Annotated in this window: 20 protein-coding genes and 1 tRNA gene; 13 read left to right on the forward strand and 8 right to left on the reverse strand. The window is 63.4% G+C overall.

Going from position 1 to position 22,251, the window contains the following annotated elements; genetic code table 11:
* Positions 1 to 4: 4 nt before the first annotated feature.
* Genes CHB75_RS00545 through xdhA form a run of 4 tightly spaced genes read right to left on the reverse strand, consistent with a single transcriptional unit; the run spans position 5 to position 6,289 of the window.
* Positions 5 to 1,525 carry an ABC transporter ATP-binding protein gene (locus CHB75_RS00545; RefSeq protein WP_089268567.1) on the reverse strand — a complete coding sequence of 507 codons (1,521 nt, stop codon included), beginning with the start codon at positions 1,523 to 1,525 and terminating at the stop codon, positions 5 to 7.
* A complete protein-coding gene (xdhC, locus tag CHB75_RS00550; RefSeq protein ID WP_089268568.1) occupies positions 1,492 to 2,433 on the reverse strand; it encodes a xanthine dehydrogenase accessory protein XdhC in 942 nt (313 codons plus the stop codon). The genes CHB75_RS00545 and xdhC overlap by 34 nt, the downstream gene beginning before the upstream one ends.
* Positions 2,434 to 2,480: 47 nt before the next feature.
* Positions 2,481 to 4,907, reverse strand: a complete 2,427-nt coding sequence (xdhB, locus tag CHB75_RS00555) for a xanthine dehydrogenase molybdopterin binding subunit (protein WP_089268569.1) — start codon at positions 4,905 to 4,907, stop codon at positions 2,481 to 2,483.
* A complete protein-coding gene (gene xdhA, locus CHB75_RS00560; protein ID WP_089268570.1) occupies positions 4,904 to 6,289 on the reverse strand; it encodes a xanthine dehydrogenase small subunit in 1,386 nt (461 codons plus the stop codon). Before xdhA ends, xdhB begins: the two co-directional genes overlap by 4 nt.
* Before the next feature lie 318 nt (positions 6,290 to 6,607).
* Here xdhA and CHB75_RS00565 point away from each other — a divergent pair, with 318 nt between their 5' ends.
* The 4 genes from CHB75_RS00565 to CHB75_RS00580 all read left to right on the forward strand — a co-directional run bounded on the left by CHB75_RS00565 (position 6,608) and on the right by CHB75_RS00580 (position 12,627).
* Positions 6,608 to 7,420: a hypothetical protein gene (locus CHB75_RS00565; protein WP_089268571.1), complete on the forward strand. Its 813-nt coding sequence runs from the start codon at positions 6,608 to 6,610 to the stop codon at positions 7,418 to 7,420.
* Positions 7,421 to 7,506: 86 nt separating this feature from the next.
* Positions 7,507 to 8,283 carry an outer membrane protein gene (locus CHB75_RS00570; RefSeq protein WP_089268572.1) on the forward strand — a complete coding sequence of 259 codons (777 nt, stop codon included), beginning with the start codon at positions 7,507 to 7,509 and terminating at the stop codon, positions 8,281 to 8,283.
* Positions 8,284 to 8,406: 123 nt separating this feature from the next.
* Positions 8,407 to 11,907 (forward strand): DNA polymerase III subunit alpha, encoded by a 3,501-nt coding sequence (dnaE, locus tag CHB75_RS00575; protein WP_089268573.1) that lies wholly within the window; start codon positions 8,407 to 8,409, stop codon positions 11,905 to 11,907.
* Between the two features lie 138 nt (positions 11,908 to 12,045).
* The gene (locus tag CHB75_RS00580; protein ID WP_089268574.1) at positions 12,046 to 12,627 is read left to right on the forward strand and encodes a hypothetical protein; all 582 of its coding nucleotides are present in this window, start codon (positions 12,046 to 12,048) and stop codon (positions 12,625 to 12,627) included.
* Between the two features lie 18 nt (positions 12,628 to 12,645).
* Here the strand turns inward: CHB75_RS00580 and CHB75_RS00585 are convergent, their stop codons facing one another.
* Positions 12,646 to 12,846 carry a SlyX family protein gene (locus CHB75_RS00585; protein ID WP_089268963.1) on the reverse strand — a complete coding sequence of 67 codons (201 nt, stop codon included), beginning with the start codon at positions 12,844 to 12,846 and terminating at the stop codon, positions 12,646 to 12,648.
* 342 nt (positions 12,847 to 13,188) lie between these two features.
* On the opposite strand from CHB75_RS00585, the gene CHB75_RS00590 reads away from it, so the two are divergent.
* Together CHB75_RS00590 and hisG are read left to right on the forward strand one after the other, a co-directional pair.
* Positions 13,189 to 14,271, forward strand: coding sequence for an ATP phosphoribosyltransferase regulatory subunit (locus CHB75_RS00590; RefSeq protein ID WP_089268575.1), 1,083 nt, complete (start codon positions 13,189 to 13,191; stop codon positions 14,269 to 14,271).
* Positions 14,268 to 14,987 carry an ATP phosphoribosyltransferase gene (gene hisG / locus CHB75_RS00595; protein ID WP_089268576.1) on the forward strand — a complete coding sequence of 240 codons (720 nt, stop codon included), beginning with the start codon at positions 14,268 to 14,270 and terminating at the stop codon, positions 14,985 to 14,987. Before CHB75_RS00590 ends, hisG begins: the two co-directional genes overlap by 4 nt.
* A gap of 181 nt (positions 14,988 to 15,168) precedes the next feature.
* Here hisG and CHB75_RS00600 read toward each other — a convergent pair.
* A tRNA-Cys gene (locus tag CHB75_RS00600) sits at positions 15,169 to 15,242 on the reverse strand.
* A gap of 146 nt (positions 15,243 to 15,388) precedes the next feature.
* Between CHB75_RS00600 and CHB75_RS00605 the strand changes: the two genes are divergently transcribed.
* From CHB75_RS00605 to CHB75_RS00630, 6 genes are all read left to right on the forward strand, one after another.
* Positions 15,389 to 15,715: an ElaB/YgaM/YqjD family protein gene (locus tag CHB75_RS00605; RefSeq protein WP_089268577.1), complete on the forward strand. Its 327-nt coding sequence runs from the start codon at positions 15,389 to 15,391 to the stop codon at positions 15,713 to 15,715.
* 3 nt (positions 15,716 to 15,718) lie between these two features.
* The gene (locus CHB75_RS00610) at positions 15,719 to 16,072 is read left to right on the forward strand and encodes a phage holin family protein (RefSeq protein ID WP_089268578.1); all 354 of its coding nucleotides are present in this window, start codon (positions 15,719 to 15,721) and stop codon (positions 16,070 to 16,072) included.
* Between the two features lie 9 nt (positions 16,073 to 16,081).
* The gene (locus tag CHB75_RS00615; protein WP_245840571.1) at positions 16,082 to 17,140 is read left to right on the forward strand and encodes an AI-2E family transporter; all 1,059 of its coding nucleotides are present in this window, start codon (positions 16,082 to 16,084) and stop codon (positions 17,138 to 17,140) included.
* A gap of 144 nt (positions 17,141 to 17,284) precedes the next feature.
* Positions 17,285 to 17,938, forward strand: a complete 654-nt coding sequence (locus CHB75_RS00620; protein ID WP_089268580.1) for a protein-L-isoaspartate O-methyltransferase family protein — start codon at positions 17,285 to 17,287, stop codon at positions 17,936 to 17,938.
* 41 nt (positions 17,939 to 17,979) lie between these two features.
* Positions 17,980 to 19,392 (forward strand): TolC family outer membrane protein, encoded by a 1,413-nt coding sequence (locus CHB75_RS00625; protein ID WP_245840574.1) that lies wholly within the window; start codon positions 17,980 to 17,982, stop codon positions 19,390 to 19,392.
* A gap of 74 nt (positions 19,393 to 19,466) precedes the next feature.
* Positions 19,467 to 20,192 (forward strand): hypothetical protein, encoded by a 726-nt coding sequence (locus CHB75_RS00630; RefSeq protein ID WP_089268581.1) that lies wholly within the window; start codon positions 19,467 to 19,469, stop codon positions 20,190 to 20,192.
* 126 nt (positions 20,193 to 20,318) lie between these two features.
* Here the strand turns inward: CHB75_RS00630 and CHB75_RS00635 are convergent, their stop codons facing one another.
* Positions 20,319 to 20,639, reverse strand: coding sequence for a DUF6280 family protein (locus tag CHB75_RS00635; protein ID WP_089268582.1), 321 nt, complete (start codon positions 20,637 to 20,639; stop codon positions 20,319 to 20,321).
* 217 nt (positions 20,640 to 20,856) lie between these two features.
* On the opposite strand from CHB75_RS00635, the gene efp reads away from it, so the two are divergent.
* Entirely contained in the window at positions 20,857 to 21,420 is a 564-nt protein-coding gene (efp, locus tag CHB75_RS00640) for an elongation factor P (protein ID WP_089268583.1), read from the forward strand.
* A gap of 93 nt (positions 21,421 to 21,513) precedes the next feature.
* On the opposite strand, the gene ygfZ is transcribed toward efp, so the two are convergent.
* Positions 21,514 to 22,251 carry a CAF17-like 4Fe-4S cluster assembly/insertion protein YgfZ gene (gene ygfZ / locus CHB75_RS00645; RefSeq protein ID WP_089268584.1) on the reverse strand — a complete coding sequence of 246 codons (738 nt, stop codon included), beginning with the start codon at positions 22,249 to 22,251 and terminating at the stop codon, positions 21,514 to 21,516.

The following is a 22,251-nucleotide window of genomic DNA, read 5'->3' on the forward strand; positions in this document are numbered from 1 at the left end:
AATGTCAGGCCACATGGGCCACCTCCATGTCATGCGCGCCGCCCATCATCAGGCCGATCTGTTCCATGTTCAGCTCGGACACCGGGCGCAGCGGGGACAGCCGCCCTTCGTTCAGCGCGCCGAACCGGTCCGAGACTTCCATGAGTTCATCAAGGTCCTGGCTGATCACGATGATCGCCGCGCCCTTGGCGGCCAGATCCAGCAGGGCCTGACGGATGGCGGCGGCGGCGGCGGCATCCACGCCCCAGGTCGGCTGGTTCACCACCAGCACATCCGGGCGTTGCAGGATTTCGCGCCCGATCACGAATTTCTGCAGGTTGCCGCCGGACAGTGCACCGGCAGCGGCCATCGGCGACGGGGTGCGCACATCGAAAGCCGTGATCACGCTTTGGGCGAATTTGCGCGCCTTGCCCCAGTTCACAAAGCCACGTGACACCAGACCTTCGCGTCGCGCGGCGGTCAGCACGCCGTTCTCGATCAGGCTCATCGCGGGGGCGGCGGCGTGGCCCAGCCGTTCCTCGGGGGCCGAGAGCAGGCCCGCATCGCGGCGCGACATTGGCCCGGCGCGGCTGACATCCTCGCCTTTCAGCGTCACCGATCCGGGGGGCGACAGCCGTTCGCCCGACAGCGCCGCCAGCAATTCGTCCTGACCGTTGCCTGCCACGCCGCCAAGGCCCAGCACCTCGCCCGCCTTCACCGAAAACGAGATGTCGCGCAGTGGTGTGCCGAAGGCGCCGGGGGCGGGCAGTGACAGGTTCTGCACTTCCAGCAGCACCGCGCCCGAGGCATGGGCGCGCGCGACTGGGGCCGCAAAGGAGGAGCCGACCATGAGTTCGCCCAGCTCCCGCGCGGTTGATTCTGCCGGGGTGCAGGTGGCGACCTTTTTGCCCAAGCGCAGGATCGTGGCGTGGTCGCAGAGGCTGCGGATCTCTTCGAGCTTGTGCGAGATATAGAGGATTGCCGTGCCTTCGGATGACAGTTTGCGCAGGGTGGCAAAGAGGATCTCGACCTCTTGCGGGGTCAGCACCGAGGTCGGTTCGTCCATGATCAGCAGGCGCGGATTTTGCAGCAGGCAGCGGATGATTTCGACGCGCTGGCGTTCGCCCGCCGACAGGGTGCCAACCACGCGGAAGGGATCAAGCGGCAGGCCGTAGGTTTCCGACACCTCGCGGATCTGGCGGGCCAGATCGCGGGTCTTTGGCGGGTTTTCCATGCCGAGGGCGACGTTTTCGGCGACCGAGAGTGCCTCGAACAGGGAAAAATGCTGAAACACCATCGACACGCCGGAGGCGCGGGCGGCCTTGGGTTCACCCGGAACATAGGGCGCGCCGCCCAGTGTCATGTCGCCCCGGTCCGGTTTGACAAGGCCGTAGATCATCTTGACCAGCGTCGATTTGCCAGCGCCGTTTTCGCCCAGCAGGGCGTGGATTTCGCCGACACGGATGTCGAACGACACGTCGTCATTGGCGACGACACCCGGATAGGCCTTTGTCAGGCCCCGGAGGCTGAGGAGTGTGTCTGCCACGTCGCACTGTCCCTGTCTTTTTGCGTGTCGAGTATCTGGGCCGCTACCCCAACTGCAATGGCCTGCGGATGTTTGCCAAGCTGTTTCTGCCCGATCGGACAGCAAATGCGCGCAATTTGGGCATCGGTATGCCCCAGGTTGCGCAGGCGGCTGCGGAAACGCGCCCACTTTGTGTCCGACCCGATGAGTCCCGCGAAATCAAAGCCATGAGACAGGAGCGCATGGCACAGGGCAAGGTCAAGTTCGTGACTGTAGGTCAGGATCAGGTGCCGCGCGCCCCTTGGCGCAAGGGGTACGGCGCGGGTCGGATCGGCGGCGGGCAGGGTCGTCACGCCGGGCGGGACGGTGGCGGGAAAGCGTTCGGGGCCGGTATCGACCCAGGTGATCGCGAGGTCCGGCATGGGGTGCAGCACATCGACCAGCGCGCGGCCCACGTGCCCCGCGCCCCAGATCCAGAGGTGGGTCGCGGGCACCAGTAGCGGCTCGATCATCCAGCCTTGCAGCAGTTGGGGTTTGGGGGCCTCTCCGCGCGCCCGGGCGCGATCAATCAGGCGCTGCACGGCAAGCGGAGGGGTGCCGGGGCCGCGGGCGATCACCGGTTGGTCGCGCAGGGCGGCAAGGCTTTTGGCATCAAAGTGTTCGCAAAGCAGGGTTACGGCGCCGCCGCAGCATTGGCCGAGTTCGGGGCCAAGCGCATGGCGGCTGATGCCGGTGTGTGACAGCGCCCTTGCCGCGGCCTGATATTCCAGCGCGCCGCCGCCGATGGTGCCCGACTGCCCACTGTCCCAGACCAGCATCGCGGCCCCCACTTCGCGCGGGGAGGACCCGGCGACGGCGGCGATGACGACGCGGGCAACGGTGCCGTGGCGCTTCACGGCGGCGTCGAGGGCGGCGAGGTCAAAGCCCATGCCGGTCCCCCCGCGTCAGGGCCGACCGCTGGCGCGGATCGGGGGAATCAGTCTGCATCGCGCACCCGCTGGATTGCGGCCAACACCCGTTCCGGCGTGGCTGGCGCGTCGAGCGCCGGGTAGGTCGTGCCGCAGGCGGCGATGGCATCGGACAGGGCCATCAGGACCGATATCCCCAGCATGAATGGCGGCTCGCCCACGGCTTTGGAGCGGTAGATGGTGTCTTCGCGGTTTTCGGCGTCCCAGAGGGCGACGTTGAACACGGCGGGGCGGTCCGAACAGGCGGGGATCTTGTAGGTCGAGGGCGCATGGGTGCGCAAAGCGCCATCTTCGTCCCAGACGAGTTCCTCGGTGGTGAGCCAGCCTGCACCCTGCACAAAGCCGCCTTCGACCTGGCCGATGTCCAGCGCCGGGTTCAGCGAGGCACCCGCATCATGCAGGATGTCGGTGCGCAGGATGCGGTATTCGCCGGTGAGGGTGTCCACAACGACCTCTGAACAGGCTGCGCCATAGGCGAAATAGAAGAACGGGCGGCCCTGTCCCCGGATCCGGTCCCATTCAAGCTTGGGCGTCTTGTAGAACCCGGTGGCGGACAGGCTGATGCGGTTTTCATAGGCCAGCGTGGCGACCTGAGCAAAGGTGTAGGTCTTGCCGCCTGCGTGCACCTCGCCCGCTTCGAAGCGGATCGCGGCGGCGTCGGTCTGGTGTATTTCGGCCAGCAGGTCGGCCATGCGGTCGCGGATGGTGTCGCAGGCGGCCTTGACCGCCATGCCGTTGAGGTCGGAGCCGGAGGATGCCGCCGTGGCCGAGGTGTTGGGCACCTTGGCGGTGTCGGTGGCGGTGATCTTGACCGCATCGAGCGGCACCCCGAAACGCGAGGCTGCGACCTGCGCGACCTTCTGGAACAGGCCCTGTCCCATTTCGGTGCCGCCGTGGTTCATGTGGATCGAACCGTCCTGATAGACATGCACCAGCGCCCCGGCCTGATTGAGGTGGGTGAGCGTGAAGGAAATGCCGAATTTCACCGGTGTCAGGGCGATCCCGCGTTTGAGAACCGGATTGGCGGCGTTCAAGTCCGCGATGCCCGTGCGCCGGGTCGCGTAATCGGCGGTGGCTGCCAGTGCATCGGTCATTTCGTGCAGGATGAAATCCTCGACCGGCTGGCCATAGGGCGTGGTCTGCACCCCTGCGGGCGCCTGCAGGGCCCGCCCCGGCGGCACATCATCAACGGCCCCGCGTGACGTCAGATCTTCTCCGGACTTCATCTGTCCGGAAATACTCTCGGGGGGGCGCGGCGCAGCCGCGTGGGGGGCAGACAGCCCCCCTGCAACGCTGGGCGCATAATAATTCGCGCGCCGCACCGCCAGCGGATCAAGCCCGAGGGTATGCGCCACGTGGTCCATCACCCGTTCGATGCCAAGCATCCCCTGCGGGCCGCCGAAACCGCGAAAGGCGGTGGCGCTCTGGGTGTTGGTGCGCAGGCGGTGGCTTTCGATGCGGGCATGTTCAAGGTGATAGGCGTTATCCGCATGCAGCATGGCGCGGTCGGCCACCGGGATCGACAGGTCCTGCGCCCAGCCGCAGCGGGTCATCTGCACGAATTCGACGCCCGCCAGCCGCCCCGCATCGTCGAACCCGGCACGGTAGTCGATGCGGAAATCGTGGCGTTTGCCGGTGATGATCATGTCGTCATCGCGGTCATAGCGCATCTTGCAGGGCTTGCCGGTCAGGCGTGCCGCGACGGCGCAGGCCACGGCCAGTGCGTTGCCCTGACTTTCCTTGCCGCCGAAACCGCCACCCATGCGCCGGATTTCGACCCGGACGGCGTGCATCGGGCGGCCAATCGCCTCGGCCACCTTGTGCTGAATTTCGGTCGGGTGCTGGGTCGAGCTGTGTACCAGCATGTCGCCATCTTCGCCCGGCAGGGCCAGCGCGGCCTGCCCTTCGAGGTAGAAATGTTCCTGACCGCCCATCGCGATCTGGCCTTCGATCTGGTGGGGGGCAGTGTCGATGGCTTCGTCGGTATCGCCCTTTTGCCAGATGCGCGGGCCATCCTCGAACCGGCTGTCGGCCTCCATCGCGTCTTCGTAGCTGAGGATCGCGTCGCGTTTCTGATAGGTGATCGCGGCCATTTTTGCGGCCCTGCGTGCGGCAAGGTGGCTGGTGGCGACGACAAGGAATATGGGCTGCCCGAGGTAGTGGATCGTGCTGCCCGAGAGCAGCGGTTCGTCATGCGCCGAGGGCGAGACATCGTTGGCAAAGGGCAGATCACGCGCCTGAAGCACGGCGATGACGCCCGGGGCGCTGCGCACCGGGGCAAGGTCCAGATCGGTGATGCGCCCGGCGGCGATGGTCGCCGTGCCAAAGGCCAGGTGAAGCGTGCCGGTCGGGGTGGGGATGTCGTCGACATAGCGGGCCGCGCCGGTGACGTGCAGGCGGGCGGCGTCATGGGGGAGGGGTTTGGCGACGGTCATGGCGTCACCCCCAGCACCGAGACCGGGTCGCCCAGATCCTCCAGCAGGTAGCGGGTGAGCATGTTGCGGGCCGTGGTCAGGCGGTATTCCGCGCTGGCGCGCATGTCCGAGAGCGGTTGGAAGTCATCCTCCCATGCGTGGCGGGCGGCGGCGATGGTGTCGTGGGTCCAGGGCTTGCCGGTCAGGGCGGATTCGACCCGCGATGCGCGTTTGGGTGTTCCGGCAAGGCCGCCAAAGGCGATGCGGGCGTCCGAGACCTTGCCATCCTCGACCGTGATGCTGAAGGCACCGCAGACGGCGGAAATATCCTGATCAAAGCGTTTGGACAGCTTGTAGACCCGCAGCCGGTCGGGCTGGCGGGGGATGGTCACGGCCTCGACAAATTCGCCGGGCGCGCGCTCCTGTTTGCCGTAGGCGACGAAGAAATCCCCGATCGGCAGGTCGCGGCGGGTGTTGCGGTGGCGCAGGTGCAGCGTGGCGTTCAGGGCAATCAGCGCGGGCGGGTTGTCCCCGATGGGCGAACCGTTCGCGATATTGCCACCGATGGTCGCCGCAGCGCGGACCTGAGCCGAGCCATAGCGCCGGATCATTTCGGCGTAGGACGGATGCAGGCGGCGCATCAGCGGCAGGACCCGGTCCATGGTCACACCCGCGCCGATGCGCACGCCGGTGTCGGTTTCGGTGATCTGTTGCAGATCCCGGCAGCGGTTCAGGAAAATCGTCTGCGGCAGGGCGCGCAGCCCCTTGGTGACCCAAAGCCCGACATCGGTGGCGCCGGCCACCAGCGTGGCGTCGGGATTGTCGGCGTAAAGCTGGGCCAGGGCGTCGGCGGTTTCGGGGGCGTGGGCATTGCCCGAATCTGTCTGCGGCGCGGTGTAGGGGGTGACGCGGCTGGATTCGCCCGCCAGCCAGTCGGGGATGGGTGCATTCTGTGCTGCCTTCGCAGCGCGGATGATCGGCGCGTAGCCGGTGCAGCGGCAAAGGTTCCCGGCCAGTGCATCGTCGTGGCCGGTATCGCCGTTGGCATGGGCGGTGGCCATCGACATCACAAAACCCGGTGTGCAAAATCCGCATTGCGACCCGTGGTGGTCGATCATCGCCTGCTGAACGGGGTGCAGGGTGCCGTCGGGGGCGGTCAGTCCTTCGACCGTGCGCAGCGCCTTGCCGTGCAACTGGGGCAGGAACAGGATGCAGGCGTTCAGCGCGCGGGCCCCGGTCTGGTCCGTGACCATGACCGTGCAGGCACCGCAATCGCCTTCGTTGCAGCCCTCTTTTGTGCCGGTCAGACCGCGGTCCTCGCGCAGCCAGTCGAGCAGGGTTGTCGTCGCATCGACGTCCCTGATCTCAACACTCTCTCCGTTCAGAAGAAAGGTGATATCCATGATGAAGACCTGCCGCGTTACCGAAAAGACCCCAAGTCTGCGCGCCCTCGATGCGGCGTAGAAGTTGCGCGGGTCAGTTTTTGACTGGCGTTCAGGCTAGGCGGGGGAAAACCTGCTTGGCAAGGGAAAAATCATGGTCCCGCCGCGGCAAGCCGACAGCGATGCCGGAATTTTGGGCAGGCTGGGTGATGACAAGAGGGTCGCGGCAACGGGCCGGACAGAAGAAATTATTCCTGAGGAATTTCGGCCGACTTGACGCGCGTCAAAATCCGAATGTGCAGTGGGCGTTATAAGCGAACAACATGTGGAGGAATTAGCATGTCGTTCAAATTGAAATCAAATACCAAGCTGGTTTGCGTCTCGGCACTGGCCATCGGGGCGGCTGTAGCCTTCGGTAGCATTGGCGATCCGGTGTCGCTCTTTGCAAAGTCGGCCTTTGCTGAGTCTCACTCGGGAAATGGTCAGGGAAATCAAGCCCAGGGGGAAGGCCAAGGCCAAGGTCAGGGGCAGGGCGGTCAGGGTAGCGGTGGCCACGAAGACGGTGGCCACGAAGATGGCGGGGCCACGGACGCTGGCAGTGGCGGTTCGGGCAACGCGGGTGGTCCGTCGGACGACTCCGAAGGTCAGGGACCGGCGGCCGGTCAGGGCGGATCGGGCGGCGGCAAGCCGGTCTGGGCAGCCGAGGGCATTCCCGAGGTCGAACTGGGCCGCCTGAGCGTGGCGCGTTCACCTGATTCCGTGCTCAACCGGGCGTTGGAAGAGGCTCTGTCCAACTTCACACCCGAAATGGCCGACTTCTACAATCTGACGCTGGATCAGGCGATCCTGCAGCTGGCCACGAATTTCGACGACTTGCTCTTCGTCGACTCGCCGTTGCAGAACCTCGCGCTGTTCAAGGATGCACTGGATGGCAGTTCAATCCTGTCCACATATGGGGTGTCCACTCCGTCGACGGCGTTGCTGCCCGTGTTCCTGGGAACTGCATCCGACAAGACGTTGGAAGTCACTCCTTTGACTGCCTATGCGGTGGTCAAGATCCTGACCGGGGCAGAGCTGACTGATGCGCAGGCGACCGCGCTGGCAGCAGATGCCGAAGCGGTTCGGGTCGCGGTACTGACGGGTCACGGCTGACTATTCACAAAGTCAAATTTAAGGTAAAATTCCTCAGGCCCGCAATTTCGCGGGCCTGAGGCGTGTGGCAGTAAAAGGCTTACCCTGTGAAAATACGTAAATTAACGCTGACGGCTGCGGCACTTGCCCTCAGTCAGTACGCAACTGCGGCGGGCGCCAATGGCCTGACGCCGGTGGTTGAGAACCCGGCCATTGCCCTGCCGACACCTGCATCCGCGGCGGGGCCCTATGTGCGCGGTGCGCTGGGCAAGGCACGTTCCGAGGCGCAGAACGCCTATTGGGAGCCGCCGGGTTTTCCGGGCGATCCGCGGGTCCATTTCAATATGGATGTCGATGATGCCAGCTTTGTCGAAGCGGCGATCGGGTACGACTTTGCCAATGGTTTCCGTGGCGATCTGGCGTTTTCCGGTTTTGGCGAAGCGGATTTCGACGGTGACTGGTCGCACACCAATCCGACCACGCCCGGGCCGCATGCGGATATGAGCGGGTCGATCAAGAGCCGGGCGATGATGCTGAACGGCTACTTTGAACCGCTGGCCTACATGGGGCGGCATGAGTCGTTTCAGCCGTTTTTGACGGCGGGCATTGGTATGGCCAGAAACGAGATGAGCGACTGGACGCGCACCAATGCGACCTCGACCCCGGTTTCACGCACGTTCGAAGGCGACACCAACACCGGCTTTGCCTGGTCGGTGGGTTTTGGCGTCTCGGCCGAGCTGAACACAGGTGGCCGCCCGGTTTTCCTCGAGGCGAGTTATCGCTATTTCGACCTGGGCACTGCCTCGGGGTCGATACGCCCGTGCCGGGCAGCGGCTCGTCCAGCCCTGTCACGCCACTGGAGTTCGATCAGCGCGATCACGTGATTTCGGTCGGCATCCGGGTTCCGCTGGGCAACTTCTGATCTGACGCGCAGGATTGTGCGCTGAGGGGTCGCATCGCGGATGTGACCCCTTTTCCTATCGCGGGATACTTCATACTGAGGGTACATGAGCTCAGATCCCCGATTCATTCACCTGCGTGTCCACACCGAATATTCCCTTCTCGAAGGGGCTGTACGGCTGAAAAAGCTGTCCGGTCTGTGCGACACCATGGGTATGCCCGCCGTTGCGGTCACCGACACCAACAACCTGTTTGCTGCGCTGGAGTTTTCCGTGACGGCGGCGGGGGCGGGTGTGCAGCCGATCATCGGCTGTCAGGTCGATCTGCGCTTTGTCGATCCCCAGCCGGGCGAACGTCCGCGCGACCCTGCGGGGGTGGTTCTGCTGGCGCAGAACGAACGCGGCTATGAAAACCTGATGAAGCTGAATTCCTGCCTGTACCTGCGCGGCGACGGGCAGCTGGCGCATGTGACGCTGGCGGATCTTGAAAAACACGGCGAGGGGCTGATCTGTCTGAGCGGCGGACCCGAGGGGCCTGTGGGCCTGCTGCTGCAACAGGGGCAGCGCGCGGCGGCAGAGGCGCTGATGCAGCGGCTGCACGGGGTGTTCGCGGATCGGCTCTATGTCGAATTGCAGCGTCACCCCGGCGAGAATGGCCTGCCCGAGAACGAGCGCGCATCCGAGCGTGGTTTCATCGAGATGGCCTATGGCATGGGTCTGCCGCTGGTGGCGACCAACGATGTCTATTTCCCCAAGCCTTCGATGTACGAGGCCCACGATGCGCTGATCTGCATCGCGGAAGGCGCCTATGTCGACCAGCAGGAGCCGCGCCGTCGGCTGACCCCGCAGCATTATTTCAAATCCCCGCAGGAAATGGCGACGCTGTTTGCCGATCTGCCAGAGGCGCTGGAAAACACGGTCGAGATCGCGCGGCGCTGTGCCTTCATGGCGTATCGGCGCGACCCGATCCTGCCGAAATTCGCCGATGACGAGGTGGTCGAACTGCGCCGTCAGGCCAAGGCCGGTCTGGTCGAGCGTCTGAAGGTCATTCCCCACGCCGCCCCGGTCGAGGATTATGACGCCCGGCTGGAGTTCGAGCTGGGCATCATCGAAGGCATGGGCTTTCCCGGCTATTTCCTGATCGTTGCCGATTTCATCAAATGGGCCAAGGATAATGGCATCCCGGTCGGCCCCGGGCGGGGGTCTGGTGCCGGTTCGCTGGTCGCCTATGCGCTGACGGTCACCGACCTTGATCCGCTGCGTTACAGCCTGCTGTTCGAACGCTTCCTGAACCCGGAACGTGTGTCGATGCCGGACTTTGACATCGACTTTTGCATGGACCGGCGGGAAGAAGTGATCCGCTACGTTCAAGAGAAATATGGCCGCGACAAGGTGGGGCAGATCATCACCTTTGGCGCGCTGCTGTCCAAGGCGGCAGTGCGCGACATCGGCCGCGTTTTGCAGATGCCCTATGGCCAGGTGGACCGCCTGTCCAAGATGATCCCGGTTGAGGGGGTGAAACCCGTCAGCATCGAAAAGGCGCTGGCGGATGAACCGCGCCTGCGCGAAGAGGCGCGCTCCGAGGAAGTGGTGGCGCGGCTGCTGGATTACGGTCAGCAGGTCGAGGGGCTGTTGCGCAACGCATCGACCCACGCAGCCGGCGTGGTGATCGGCGACCGCCCGATTGACGAATTGGTGCCGCTCTATCAGGACCCGCGGTCCGACATGCCCGCGACCCAGTTCAACATGAAATGGGTGGAACAGGCCGGTCTGGTGAAGTTTGACTTTCTGGGTCTGAAGACGCTGACGGTGATCCAGAACGCCGTAGACCTGATCAAGAAGAGCGGGCGGCATCTGCATATCGCAGCGGACGGCACGGAATTGTACGTCCCGCCCGAGGTCGCGATTGACGATATCGGCGCGATCCCGCTGGACGACGAGGCGTCGTATAAACTCTACGCGGCGGCCAAGACGGTGGCGGTGTTCCAGGTGGAATCCAGCGGCATGATGGATGCCCTGAAGCGGATGAAGCCAACCTGCATCGAGGATATCGTGGCACTGGTCGCGCTGTACCGTCCCGGCCCGATGGAAAACATCCCGACCTATTGCGAGGTGAAGAACGGCCTCAAGGAATTGGAATCGGTCCACCCGCTGATTGACCATATCCTTGAGGAAACCCAAGGCATCATCGTCTATCAGGAACAGGTGATGCAGATCGCGCAGGAGATGGCGGGATATAGCCTTGGCGGCGCTGACCTGCTGCGCCGCGCGATGGGTAAAAAGATCAAGGAGGCGATGGACGCCGAGCGCCCGAAGTTCGAAACCGGGGCCAAGGCCAAGGGCGTCGAGCCGAAGAAGGCGCGCGAGGTCTTTGACCTTCTGGAAAAATTCGCCAACTACGGTTTCAACAAATCCCACGCGGCGGCCTATGCGGTGGTTTCGTACCAGACCGCATGGCTCAAAGCCAATCACCCGGTCGAGTTCATGGCCGGTGTGATGAACTGCGATATCCACCTGACCGACAAGCTGGCGGTGTATTTCGAAGAGGTGAAAAAGGGGCTGGGGCTTGGCTATGTGCCGCCCTGCGTGAACCGTTCGCAGGCCACGTTCGACGTGGCGAACGGCGAGTTGGTCTATGCGCTGGGCGCGTTGAAGAACGTCGGCACCGATGCGATGCGGCTGGTGGTCGAGGGACGTGCCGACAAACCGTTCGTGAACCTGTTTGACGTGGCGCGGCGGGTCGATCTGAAGCGCGTAGGCAAGCGCCCGCTGGAAATGCTGGCACGGGCGGGGGCGTTCGATCAGCTGGATCCGAACCGGCGGCGCGTGTTTGATTCACTGGAATCGCTGGTGGGCTATTCGGCGGCGATCCATGAACAGAAGAATTCCAATCAGGTGTCGCTGTTTGGTGAGGCGGGCGATGATCTGCCCGAACCGCGCCTGTCGCCGGTCAACGACTGGATGCCCGCCGAACGCCTGAGCGAAGAATTCAAGGCCATCGGCTTCTACCTGTCGGGCCATCCGCTGGACGACTACATGGCACCGCTGAAACGCAAGGGTGTCCTCACGCTGGACCAACTTCTGGCTAAGGTGCAGGGCGGTGCCTGCATCGCCAAGCTGGCCGGGGTGGTCGCCGGGCGGCAGGAACGCAAATCGGCGCGCGGCAACCGGTTTGCCTTTGCCCAGTTGTCAGACACCACCGGCAACTATGAGGTCACGCTGTTCAGCGAAACACTTGAGAAATCACGCGATTTTCTGGAAACCGGCGCCAAGGTGGTGATCACGGTCGAGGCGACGCTGGAAAGCGATCAGCTGAAATTGCTGGGCCGGTCTGTCGCGCCGATCGATGTGGCCGTCGCGGGGGCCGGGTCTGCGGGAATGCTGATCTACGTCGACAATGCCAGCGCGCTGCCCAACATCGCGTCGGTGCTGAACCGCGCGGCGGAACAGCTGCCCAAGGCCGGGCGCGGGCCGGTGCGGCTGTGCCTGTCGGATGCGGGCCTGCCCGGGGAGGTCGAGGTGGACCTGAACCAGGATTTCCCCGTCACGCCCGAAATCAAGGGCGCGATCAAATCGCTGGGTGGCATCCTCGCGGTCGAGGAATTCTGAAAACGCCCGTTTCGGCGTCACTCCGCGATCCGGCGCGGCGCACTGTGTGTCAGATCCTGCCGATGGGGTCTGGCCCGGTGGACGGGCCATGACAAAATGCGATAGATACCCCGCAATACCAAAGGCGTGGGGGCTGTTTTGGGGAAATCTGTCTGGGGGCTTCTGGTCCTGAGCCTTTTGGCGGCCTGCGCCAATGGCAATTCCGGCACCGTCAGCAGCGGTGCGGTCAACTATGTGACGGCGACACCGGACGAAACGCTGCCCTATGGCCAGATCGCGCGGTTCTGCGGCGCGCCGGGCAGGGATTTCGGCACCCGGGTTGCGACCTATCCCAAGGGGCGGCCGGCCTATGCGCTGTTTGATTCCGAACCGGGGACCAGTGCCGCACGCAGCTTCTTTCTGACCGGGTTCGACGATGGCTGCGCGCGCCAGTTCACTGCCGCCTTTGCGATCTTCAGCGCGCCCAGCGATTACGAACAGCTGCGCTATGGCCTGCCGTCGGACACAGTCCCCAGATCAAGGACCGATGCCGCCTATGAGGCGCTGAAATCGCGGATCTGTGCGGTGGCCAAGGGGCTGCCCTGCGGGTCGCGGATCGGGCGGCTGGAACGGAACACGGCGTTTCTGAGCATCTACGAAAATTTCGGCAGCAATCCGCGCTGGAAGACTGTGCTGGTCCATGACGGCGCGGCGCTGGCGATGGATCTGAAGGGCGACTGACGCCCGTCAGTCATGCGGTCAGTAGTGCGGCGGCTTTTCGTCGCCCAGCACGACGCCGCCAGAGCCTTCGGCCTCGCGCCCCGCTTCGCGATGCATCAGCATTTCCACACGCCGGGTCAGGCGCGAGATTTCGCCGTCCTGACGCGCCACGGTGTCGCTCAGATCTTCGATCGCGCGGGTCAGGTGGGCGATGCGTTCTTCGATGTCGGTGTTGGACATGTCGGCCTCCGGGTCAGGCCTGTGGCATAATGCGCGCGCCGCCCGCGCGCAACTGCCTGTGATCTTGCTGTGATCTTCCCCCACCTGACGGATGGTCAGCCCCCGGATAATATTTTTGGACAGGTGAGGCAGGGTGCAGATGTGCGCGCGCCTTTGGGGCGGGTGCGCTTGCCCCTTTGGGGACGAGCGGATACATGAGCGGCGCAGCAGAGCCGGATTGGAATGCATCATGGCCAAGACCCTACAATCGGCCCGTCACGGGGCGACCCGGATTTCCAGCGTTGGCGGCGGTCAGCGCGGTCATGTGTGGGCCGATGGTTTTCAGCATCCGGAGGGCCGCGCATGAGCATCGCAGCGCAACGCGCCGTGGCCGAGCGCCTGCGCGCGGCATTCGAGGCCGCGGGCGGGCAGCCGGTGGAATGTTCGATCCTGCAGCCTGCGCGGGTGTTCCTCGACCTTTACGGCGAAGACATCCGGGCGCGCGCCTATGTCACCCAGGATCCGGACCGGGGCGAGCAGATGCTGCGCCCGGATTTCACCCTGCCGGTGGTGCAGATGCACATGAGCCACGGTGCCGAAATTGCGCGCTATACCTACTCAGGCGAGGTTTTTCGCCGTCAGGAGGACCACCCGGAGCGGGCGTCGGAATACCTTCAGGTCGGGTATGAGGTGTTTGACGGGCGCGATCCGGCGGCGGCCGATGCCGAAGTGTTTTCCCTGTTTTCCGAGGTGCTGAAGCCCTATGGGCTGCGCGCCGCGACCGGGGACATGGGCATTCTGCTGGCTGCGGTGCAGGGGCTTGAGACATCCGAGCGTCGTCGCGCCGCGCTGCTGCGCCACATCTGGCGACCCAAGCGGTTCCGCGCGCTGATGGATCGTTTTTCGGGCCGTGCCCCGGTGCCGCCCACGCGGGCCGCGCTGCTGGCGGCCGAGGATCCGATGGCGGGCGCGGGCACGATGATCGGCTTGCGGTCGCAGGAAGAAATCGCCGCCCGCATCAGCGCCCTGCGCGAAGACGCCGCCGAACCGCCGCTGAGTGCGGGGCAGGTGGCGCTGATCGACGCGGTGCTGGCGGTGCGCGAAACCTGTGTCTTTGCTCTGGAACATCTGCGCGACATCGCGGTGGACATGCCGTCCATCGGCACCGCAGTCGAGCAGTTCTCGCGGCGCTGCGATGCCATGTACCAGCGCGGGGTCGATGTGCAGAAGCTTGATTTCGAGGCGGCCTATGGGCGCACATCGATGGAATATTACGACGGGTTCGTCTTTGGTTTCTACCCCGAGGCCCGGCCCGATCTGCCGCCCGTGGCGACCGGCGGGCGCTATGACGCGCTGACGCAGCGCCTGGGCGATGGCGCGTCGATCCCGGCGGTGGGCGGGGTGATCCGGCCCGATATCCTTTGTTCGCTGGAGCAGGGCCAATGAGCGTGAAACTGGGTGTGCCGTCCAAGGGGCGGCTGATGGAAAAGACATTCGAGTGGTTCGCGCAGCACGGCATCACGCTGAGCCGCACGGGCTCCGAGCGCGAATATGCCGGGGCGGTGACGGGGGTTGAGGGGATTGAGCTTGTCCTGCTGTCCGCCGGAGAAATCCCGCGCGAACTGGCCGCCGGGCGTATCCATCTGGGGGTGACCGGCACCGACCTGATCCGCGAAAAGCTGGTGCAATGGGACCAGAAGGTCGAGGAAGTGCGCGAGCTGGGATTCGGCTTTGCCGACCTCATCGTCGCCGTGCCGCAGGCCTGGGTCGATGTGGATACGCTCGATGATCTGGATGCGGCGGCGGCGGCCTTTCGCGCGGAACACGGCTTCCGTTTGCGCATCGCGACCAAATATCACCGCCTGACGCGGGACTATCTGCGCTATGGCGGGGTTGCGGATTACCAGCTGGTCGACAGCCAGGGCGCAACCGAAGGCACAGTCAAGAACCTGACCGCCGAAGCCATTGCCGACATCACATCAAGCGGTGAGACGCTGCGCGCCAACCACCTCAAGATCCTGAGCGAAGAGCCTGTCCTGCGGTCGCAGGCGACGCTGTTCCGCAGCCGAACGGCACCGCGCAACAGCGATGATCAGCGCGCGCTCGGGGCGCTCTATGACGCGCTGGGGCTGCATGTGCGCAACCGGACCGCTGACGACTGAGGGCGGCGGGGCAGAATCGCGTTCAGGTCGGATCAGGTATGCTAGGCGTGCGACACGCGCGCGGTATGCCTGAAGCGGTGTGAGGCAGAAAACCAGCCCCGGACGGGGCTGTTCGGCCCGCGTCGCGATAAACCCGCGCAGCCACAGGATATCCGGCAGACCAGTATAAAGTGAAAGTGCTTGGAGGCGGGTACCGGAATCGAACCGGTCTTCACGGATTTGCAATCCGCTGCGTAACCTCTCCGCCAACCCGCCGGAGCTTCGCCTGATTAGGTTTTCTCATCTGCGACGTCAAGCAGGTTTGGCGCATCCCGTCACGGTATGCTCTAATACGTTTCAGACGGAACAAAGCCGTGGGGCCGGCGTTCCTTAGACAGACCACTCGTTGGAAGGACCAAGAAATGGCACAGACAACTACACCCAATAGCGCATCAAGCGACTACAAGGATCTTTCGGATCAGGTATCGACACTGAAACAGGATCTGGCCTCGATCTCTGAATTGCTGACCGAGATCGGCGTGCGCCGTAAGGACGAAACCGTCGCGGCTGCAAAAGAACGCGCGGCTTATCTGCGTGAGCGCGGTTCCGACACGCTGACCGAAGCGCAGCTTCGCGCAGAGGATATGCAACAGCAGGCGCTTGCCGCGATCCGCAACCAGCCGGGCACAGCCATCGGCATCGCGGTTGGCATCGGCTTTCTTGCTGGTCTTCTGACCAGTCGGAAATAACGGATGCTTCTGCTTGCATCGCTTAGGGACTACGCGCGGCGGACGTCGCGCGCAGTCGCGTTTTCGCTGGCCGGGGCCGTCTTTCTTTCGATTGGCGCGGCATTTCTGACATTTGCCGCCTGGCTCATGCTTGAACGTTGGGGTGGTGCTATTTTTGCGGCGCAGGTGGTCGGGTCTGTCTATTTTGCCAGCGGTCTGATCTTTTTTGCCATCGCCAGTGCCCAGAAACGGCGTGTGTACCGCAGGCCGCCACCGACTCCTGCGGCAGGGGCGCCAGATCCCGTCTTGCAGATGATCGAAGGCTTTCTGATGGGATTGGCTGCCGGGCGTGGCACTTCCCGTAACAAACCGCGCTGATCCCCGATCATGGCAAACCGACTTATGTCCGCCTCGGACCCGCAACGCAGCGCGACGGTGCTGATCGCGCTGATCGTATCGCTGTGCGCGCTGCACTTCGCGCAGGATATCGCGGCACCGATGACGCTTGCCGTTGTCGTTGGCGTTATCGTCGCGCCGCTGATGGATCTTTTCAATCGGCTCAGAATTCCGGTGGGATATTCGGCAACGATCATTCTGATCATGACACTTGCGGCGCTGGGTTTGCTGATATTGGCGCTCGAACCGCTATTGTGGCGTGTCATGGATGAAATCCCACGCATTCGCCATGAATTGCAGTCGCTGATCTATGATCTGCGCGGCATGATCCGCGGGCTGGACGACATGAATTCCGAAGTGCAGCGCGCCCTTGGCGGAGAGGCCACGGAAAACAGCAGCACAGAGGGTGCCGCATCGGCGCTGCCCTCGGTGTCGGACGCCCTGTTTCTTGCGCCGGTGATCATCGGGCAGGTGCTGGTCTTTGCCGGAACCTACTACTTTTTCCTGCTGACCCGGCTCGAGGTTTATTCGGCCCTGGCCAAGCGGATCGGCGGCGTGGCGCAGTCAAGCATCATCCAGCAGCGGTTCAAGACGGCCGAAACTCTGGTGTCGCGCTACTTCGTGACCATTTCCTTTATAAACTTCGGTCTGGGTCTGGCACTGACCGGCGTTCTTATGCTGCTCGGGTTGCCGCTGCCCTGGGTCTGGGGGATGGCCGCGTTCTTGCTCAACTACGTGCTTTACGTGGGACCGGCCCTGATAATGGCGGGGCTGCTGCTCAGCGGGCTGGTGCATTTCGATGGCTTGATGGTGGGCGCGCCCTTCCTTGGGTATCTCAGCCTCAACATGATGGAGGCGCAGTTCGTCACCCCGTCGCTGGTGGGAAAACACGTATCCCTCAACGCCTTGCTGGTGTTTGTGGCGCTGGTGTTTGGTCTGTGGTTCTGGGGCCCGATTGGCGGCATCGTGTCGATCCCGGTCATGGTGATCGCGGCGGCGCTGCTGGATGACAGCGTCGTGCGCAGGACCGTCGGCAATAACGGCAACTGATACGCCGCCCGGGCACAGCGCCCGGGCGTTGCGCAGATTCGACAGGTTGCACTTAGTTTGATGTATTTGTCGCGCCCGGACGTTGCCGTGGCGTACCTTCTGTGGCATGACAGGTTCAGGATTCTGAACGAAAGAGTTTAGTGCATGTCAGACTATGCCACCCGCCGCAGAATGATGGTCGACACGCAGGTGCGGCCCTCCGATGTTACCAAGTTCCCGATCATCGACGCGATGCTTGATGTCCCGCGCGAGGCTTTTGTGCCCCGCGACCGGGCCGAGGCCGCGTATATAAGTGAAAATATCGACATTGGCGGTGGCCGTGTCGTGCTTGAGCCACGCACCTTTTCCAAGATGCTGGATGCGCTGGACGTCGGCAATGACGACCTCGTGCTCGATATCGGGGCGGGGCTTGGCTATTCCTCTGCCGTGATCGCACATATTGCCGAAGCCGTTGTCGCCGTCGAAGACGACGCGTCCCGGGTGAAAGAGGCACTTGGCCTGCTGTCGGACCACCACGCCGACAACGTGATCCTGCACGAAGGCCCGCTTGCGGCCGGTGCACCCGAACACGGCCCCTATGATGCGATCATCGTCGAAGGCGGGGTTGAACAGGTGCCGCAGGCGCTGATTGACCAGCTCAAGGATGGCGGCCGCATCGCCTGCCTCTTTATGGAGGGGGCATTGGGCGTGGTTCAGATAGGTCACAGGATAGATGGCGCCGTTTCTTGGCGATTTGCATTCAACGCAAGCGCTCCGGTGCTGGCAGGGTTTGAAAAAGAATTCGCCTTCGCGCTCTGAGCAGGAGCAAGAAAAGCGGCTCGTAGCAGGCAGGACAGGCAATGATGACACCCAGGGCGTTACTGAAACATGTGACCACCGGCTTGGCCGTGGTCTGGATCGCAGCGGCTGCGCAGGCCGATACTCTGGCCGATGCGCTGGTCGGGGCCTATAACACCAGCGGCCTTCTGGAACAGAACCGTGCGGTGTTGCGTTCGGCGGATGAAAGCGTGGCACAGTCGATTTCGGGCCTGCGTCCCGTCCTCAACTGGGTTGCAGACCTCAGCCGTGATTTTGGCACGGTCCGCAGTGCCACAACCGGGTTTCAGACCGTTGCCAACGTGCAGAATACCACGTCGATCGGGCTTAGCGCCGAAATCACACTGTTTGATTTCGGTCAGACGGGCCTTGCCATCGACGCGGCCAAGGAATCGGTGCTTGCCACCCGTCAAAGCCTTCTGTCTGTCGAACAGCAGATCCTTCTGCGCGCGGTTCAGGCGTTTTTCGAAGTGCGCCGGGCCACGGAAACCGTATCGCTGCGGCAGAACAACCTGCGTCTGATCACGCAGGAACTGCGCGCCGCCGAAGACCGCTTTGAGGTTGGCGAAGTGACCCGCACCGATGTCGCCCTGGCGCAGGCCCGCCTTGCCGCGTCGCGTTCGGCACTGTCCGCCGCGCAGGGCAATCTTGTTATTGCACAAGAAGAATACCGCGTCGCCACCGGCCGTCGCCCCGGCGCGCTGAGCTATCCGCGCACTGTCCCGCAACTGCCCCCTTCGGTCGAGGCCGCGCGCGCCGTCGCCATGCGCACCCATCCCGACCTTTTGTCGGCGCAATATGTGGTTTCGGTCAACGAACTCAACATTCTGCGCGCCAAGGCGGCGATGAAGCCCAAGCTTTCCGTACAGGGCACCATCGGCATCACGGAAAACGTGGACAATGACGCCTTTACCCGGGGCGGATCGGTTTCGCTGAACGCCTCTGGCCCGATCTATCAGGGCGGGCGTCTCTCCTCGCTCGTGCGGCAGTCGATGGCGAACCGGGATTCGTCCCGCGCACAGCTTCAGCTGACCCAGCTTGGTATCGAACAGAATGTCGCCAACGCCTATGTCCGGGTGCAGGTCGCCCGGTCCAGCCGTTCTGCCAGTGCGGATCAGGTGCGCGCGGCGCAGATCGCCTTTGACGGTGTCCGCGAAGAGGCGACGCTTGGCGCACGCACAACGCTGGATGTGCTGGACGCCGAACAGGAACTTCTTGATGCCCGTGCCAGCCAGATTTCTGCCTCGGTCGATGAATATGTTGCGGCCTACGCCGTGTTGTTCTCCATGGGTGTGCTGACCGCGGATCAGCTGGGTCTCAAAGTCCAGCAATACGACCCGTCGGCCTATTACAACCTGGTCGAGGGCGCGCCGTCCAAGATCAGCAAGCAGGGCAGGGAACTGGATCGTGTCCTGCGCGCTTTGGGAAAAGAGTAATCTTTTCTACACCATAGGTTGTTTGACGTCTCGGCGCTCGCTACACTTACGCCGAGGCGGAAATGGAACCAGAAATGTCGAACCCCGAGGTAAGAACAGAGCCTGCAAGCGTCCTTTCCTCGATCCGCAGGCTCCTATCCAACAATTTCAATTCGGCACCCGAATCCCCCAAGGTGTTTGACAGGCTGGTGCTGACCCCCGCCCAACGGGTGGATCAGGACGGGTCCCGGTACGGGGCTGAGGAGCCGGATAAAAAGCCCATGCTTCTGACGCAGGCGCTGCTCTATGGTGCAGGTTCGTCCGGGCCGTCGACCAAGGCCGCCCAGACGCCGAACAGCGCGTCGGCGCGATCTCACCGCACTTCTGTCAACGACATGACACTGGAACAGAAAATTGCGGCTCTGGAAGAGATGATTTCCAGCAAAGCGGCAGCTGCTGACAGTCCCGACTTCATGGCAGGGCAACCCGGTGCGATGCGCGGGAACGTGGATCTGAACGCATTGCATTCAGGCCATGCCAGCCCCGTCAGTGATGAAAATACCACAGCCAGGGCGATGCCGCACCGCGCTGCGCAGGACGTCCTGACAAGCGACATCCTTGCCAACGCGAATTTGGAGGCACCCGAAAATGTCTTTGCCGACCTGAACGGCGGGATCGACGAGCTGATGCTGCGTGATCTGGTTGCTGACGTTGTGCGGCAGGAATTGCAGGGCGTGCTGGGTGATCGCATCACCCGGAATGTCCAAAAGCTGGTCCAGCGGGAAATCCAGCGCACACTTGTGGGATCGAACCCAGAGTGAAGATGTCGGCAGCCGTGGACATGCAGGCACACTGCCGCAGGTCAGCCCTGCCCAAAAATATCTGCTTCGGGGATAAAAAAAGCACGCCCTGGGGCGTGCTTTGATCTTAGTTGACTTGATAGAGGATCAGGCAGCTTCGGCCTGTTCCGCCGCGTGGCGGCGTTCGCTTTCTTCGCGCGACAACGCGACAGAGGTGCGCACACCCTTGCCAACGAAATCCATCAGACCCGTCACAACCCGTTCGTTCGGGTCGATCCCGGCGCAGGACAACACTTCGCGCCCATCGCGCGAGCGTGCCCAGCGGGCGATCTGTTCGGGGCCATTGCCGTACTTCTTGTCGTCGGCAATTGCATCATCCAGTGCCGCGAGGACCACCGCCGCAAACAGCTTCTTGGCACGGTTGCCTTGTTCGCTGTTGTAGGCTGTTCCATCAACGAAATCTCGCATGTTTCGTCCTTTGATTATTGCTCTTGTGTTTTCAGGCGTGAGCGCCCTTATGGCCTATTCAACTCGATTCGGATACCCCGATATCGCATAGCACCCATAACCCTGACGCATACCTTTCTGCAGACGCAGCACGATATCTGGTTGTCTTGTCAGGGCGGGTATAGCGATATATAGGGTCGCTCAGTCCCTCATCAACCCTCTGACACGGTTTTGACATATGCCCAAGATCAACGGTAACGAAATTCGCCCCGGTAATGTGCTGGAGCATAACGGCGGCCTCTGGGCGGCTGTGAAGGTCGACCACGTAAAGCCCGGCAAGGGCGGCGCTTTTGCCCAGGTCGAAATGAAGAACCTGCGCAACGGCTCCAAGCTGAACGAACGCTTTCGTTCGGCGGACAAGGTCGAGCGTGTGCGCCTCGATCAGAAGGACATGCAGTTCCTGTTCGAAACCGACGGCATCCTGACCTTCATGGACACCGAGACCTATGAGCAGGTCGAACTGCCCGCAGACATCCTGGGTGAACGCCGCCCGTTCCTGCAGGACGGCATGACGATCCACATCGAATTCCACGAAGACGAGGCGCTGAACGCGACCCTGCCGCAGAAAGTCACCTGCCGCATCGTCGAGACAGAGCCGGTCGTCAAAGGCCAGACCGCTGCGAACAGCTTTAAACCTGCGCTTCTGGACAACGGTATCCGCGTTTCTGTCCCGCCGTTTGTGGGCCAGGACGAAGACATCATCGTGAACACCGAAACCATGGAATACGCCGAACGCGCCTGATGCGGGGGGTGTGCCGGGCGCAAGGCCCGGCGCCATGGAATTAGGACGCGTCCAGCCCAGCGGGCAGGGCGCGTTTTTTTTATGCCCTGCCGATCAGGGGTGGGTCAGGCGGGCATCACCCGCCGTCATCTCACCCTTGGCACGGTCAAAGCGCAGATAGGCGATGCCGCTGCCACCGGACTGCGTGAACAGCACCCCGGCCGCCTTGCCCTCTGCCGTGATCTCGGTGCCCACAGGCGCGCTGCCGGTCACGGTGACCACGGCCAGCCCTTTGCGCAATTCGGTCTTGTGCTTCATACGCGCGGTGACCTCTTGGCCGACATAACATCCCTTGCGGAAATCGACGCCGTTCAGCCGCTCGAACCCGGCCTCAAGAAGGAATGTGTCCGGCGTCAGTTCGATACCGCTTTCCGGGACGCAGGCGGCAACGCGCAGGGCATCCCAGTCAACCCCCGCCTCATCCGGCCGCCCGTCATAGGCGCGCCAGCCCATGCGCGGGTCGCGCGGGTCAGCAAAGGCACCGTCCAGCGCGGGGCCAGTGCCGCGCGACACGACGCGGTCGGTCTGCGCCACCTCAACCTTGGATCGCAGCTTGTACATCGTCAGCGCCCGCAGCAGGTCCGCCGCCAGTGGCGTCGCCACGTCGATCAGCACCCCGTCGCCGTCAGGCACCAGAAAGAAATCCGCGCGGTATTTGCCCTGCGGTGTCAGCATCGCCGCATAGACCAGCCCGTCCTTCAGGCGCGTCACGTCATTGCTGACAAGCCCCTGAAGGAAGCTCGCGGCCTCTGGGCCGGTGACGGACAACACGGTGCGTTCTGGGGTGGTCAT

The organism is Puniceibacterium sediminis (genome assembly GCF_900188035.1).
Lineage (GTDB): Bacteria > Pseudomonadota > Alphaproteobacteria > Rhodobacterales > Rhodobacteraceae > Puniceibacterium > Puniceibacterium sediminis.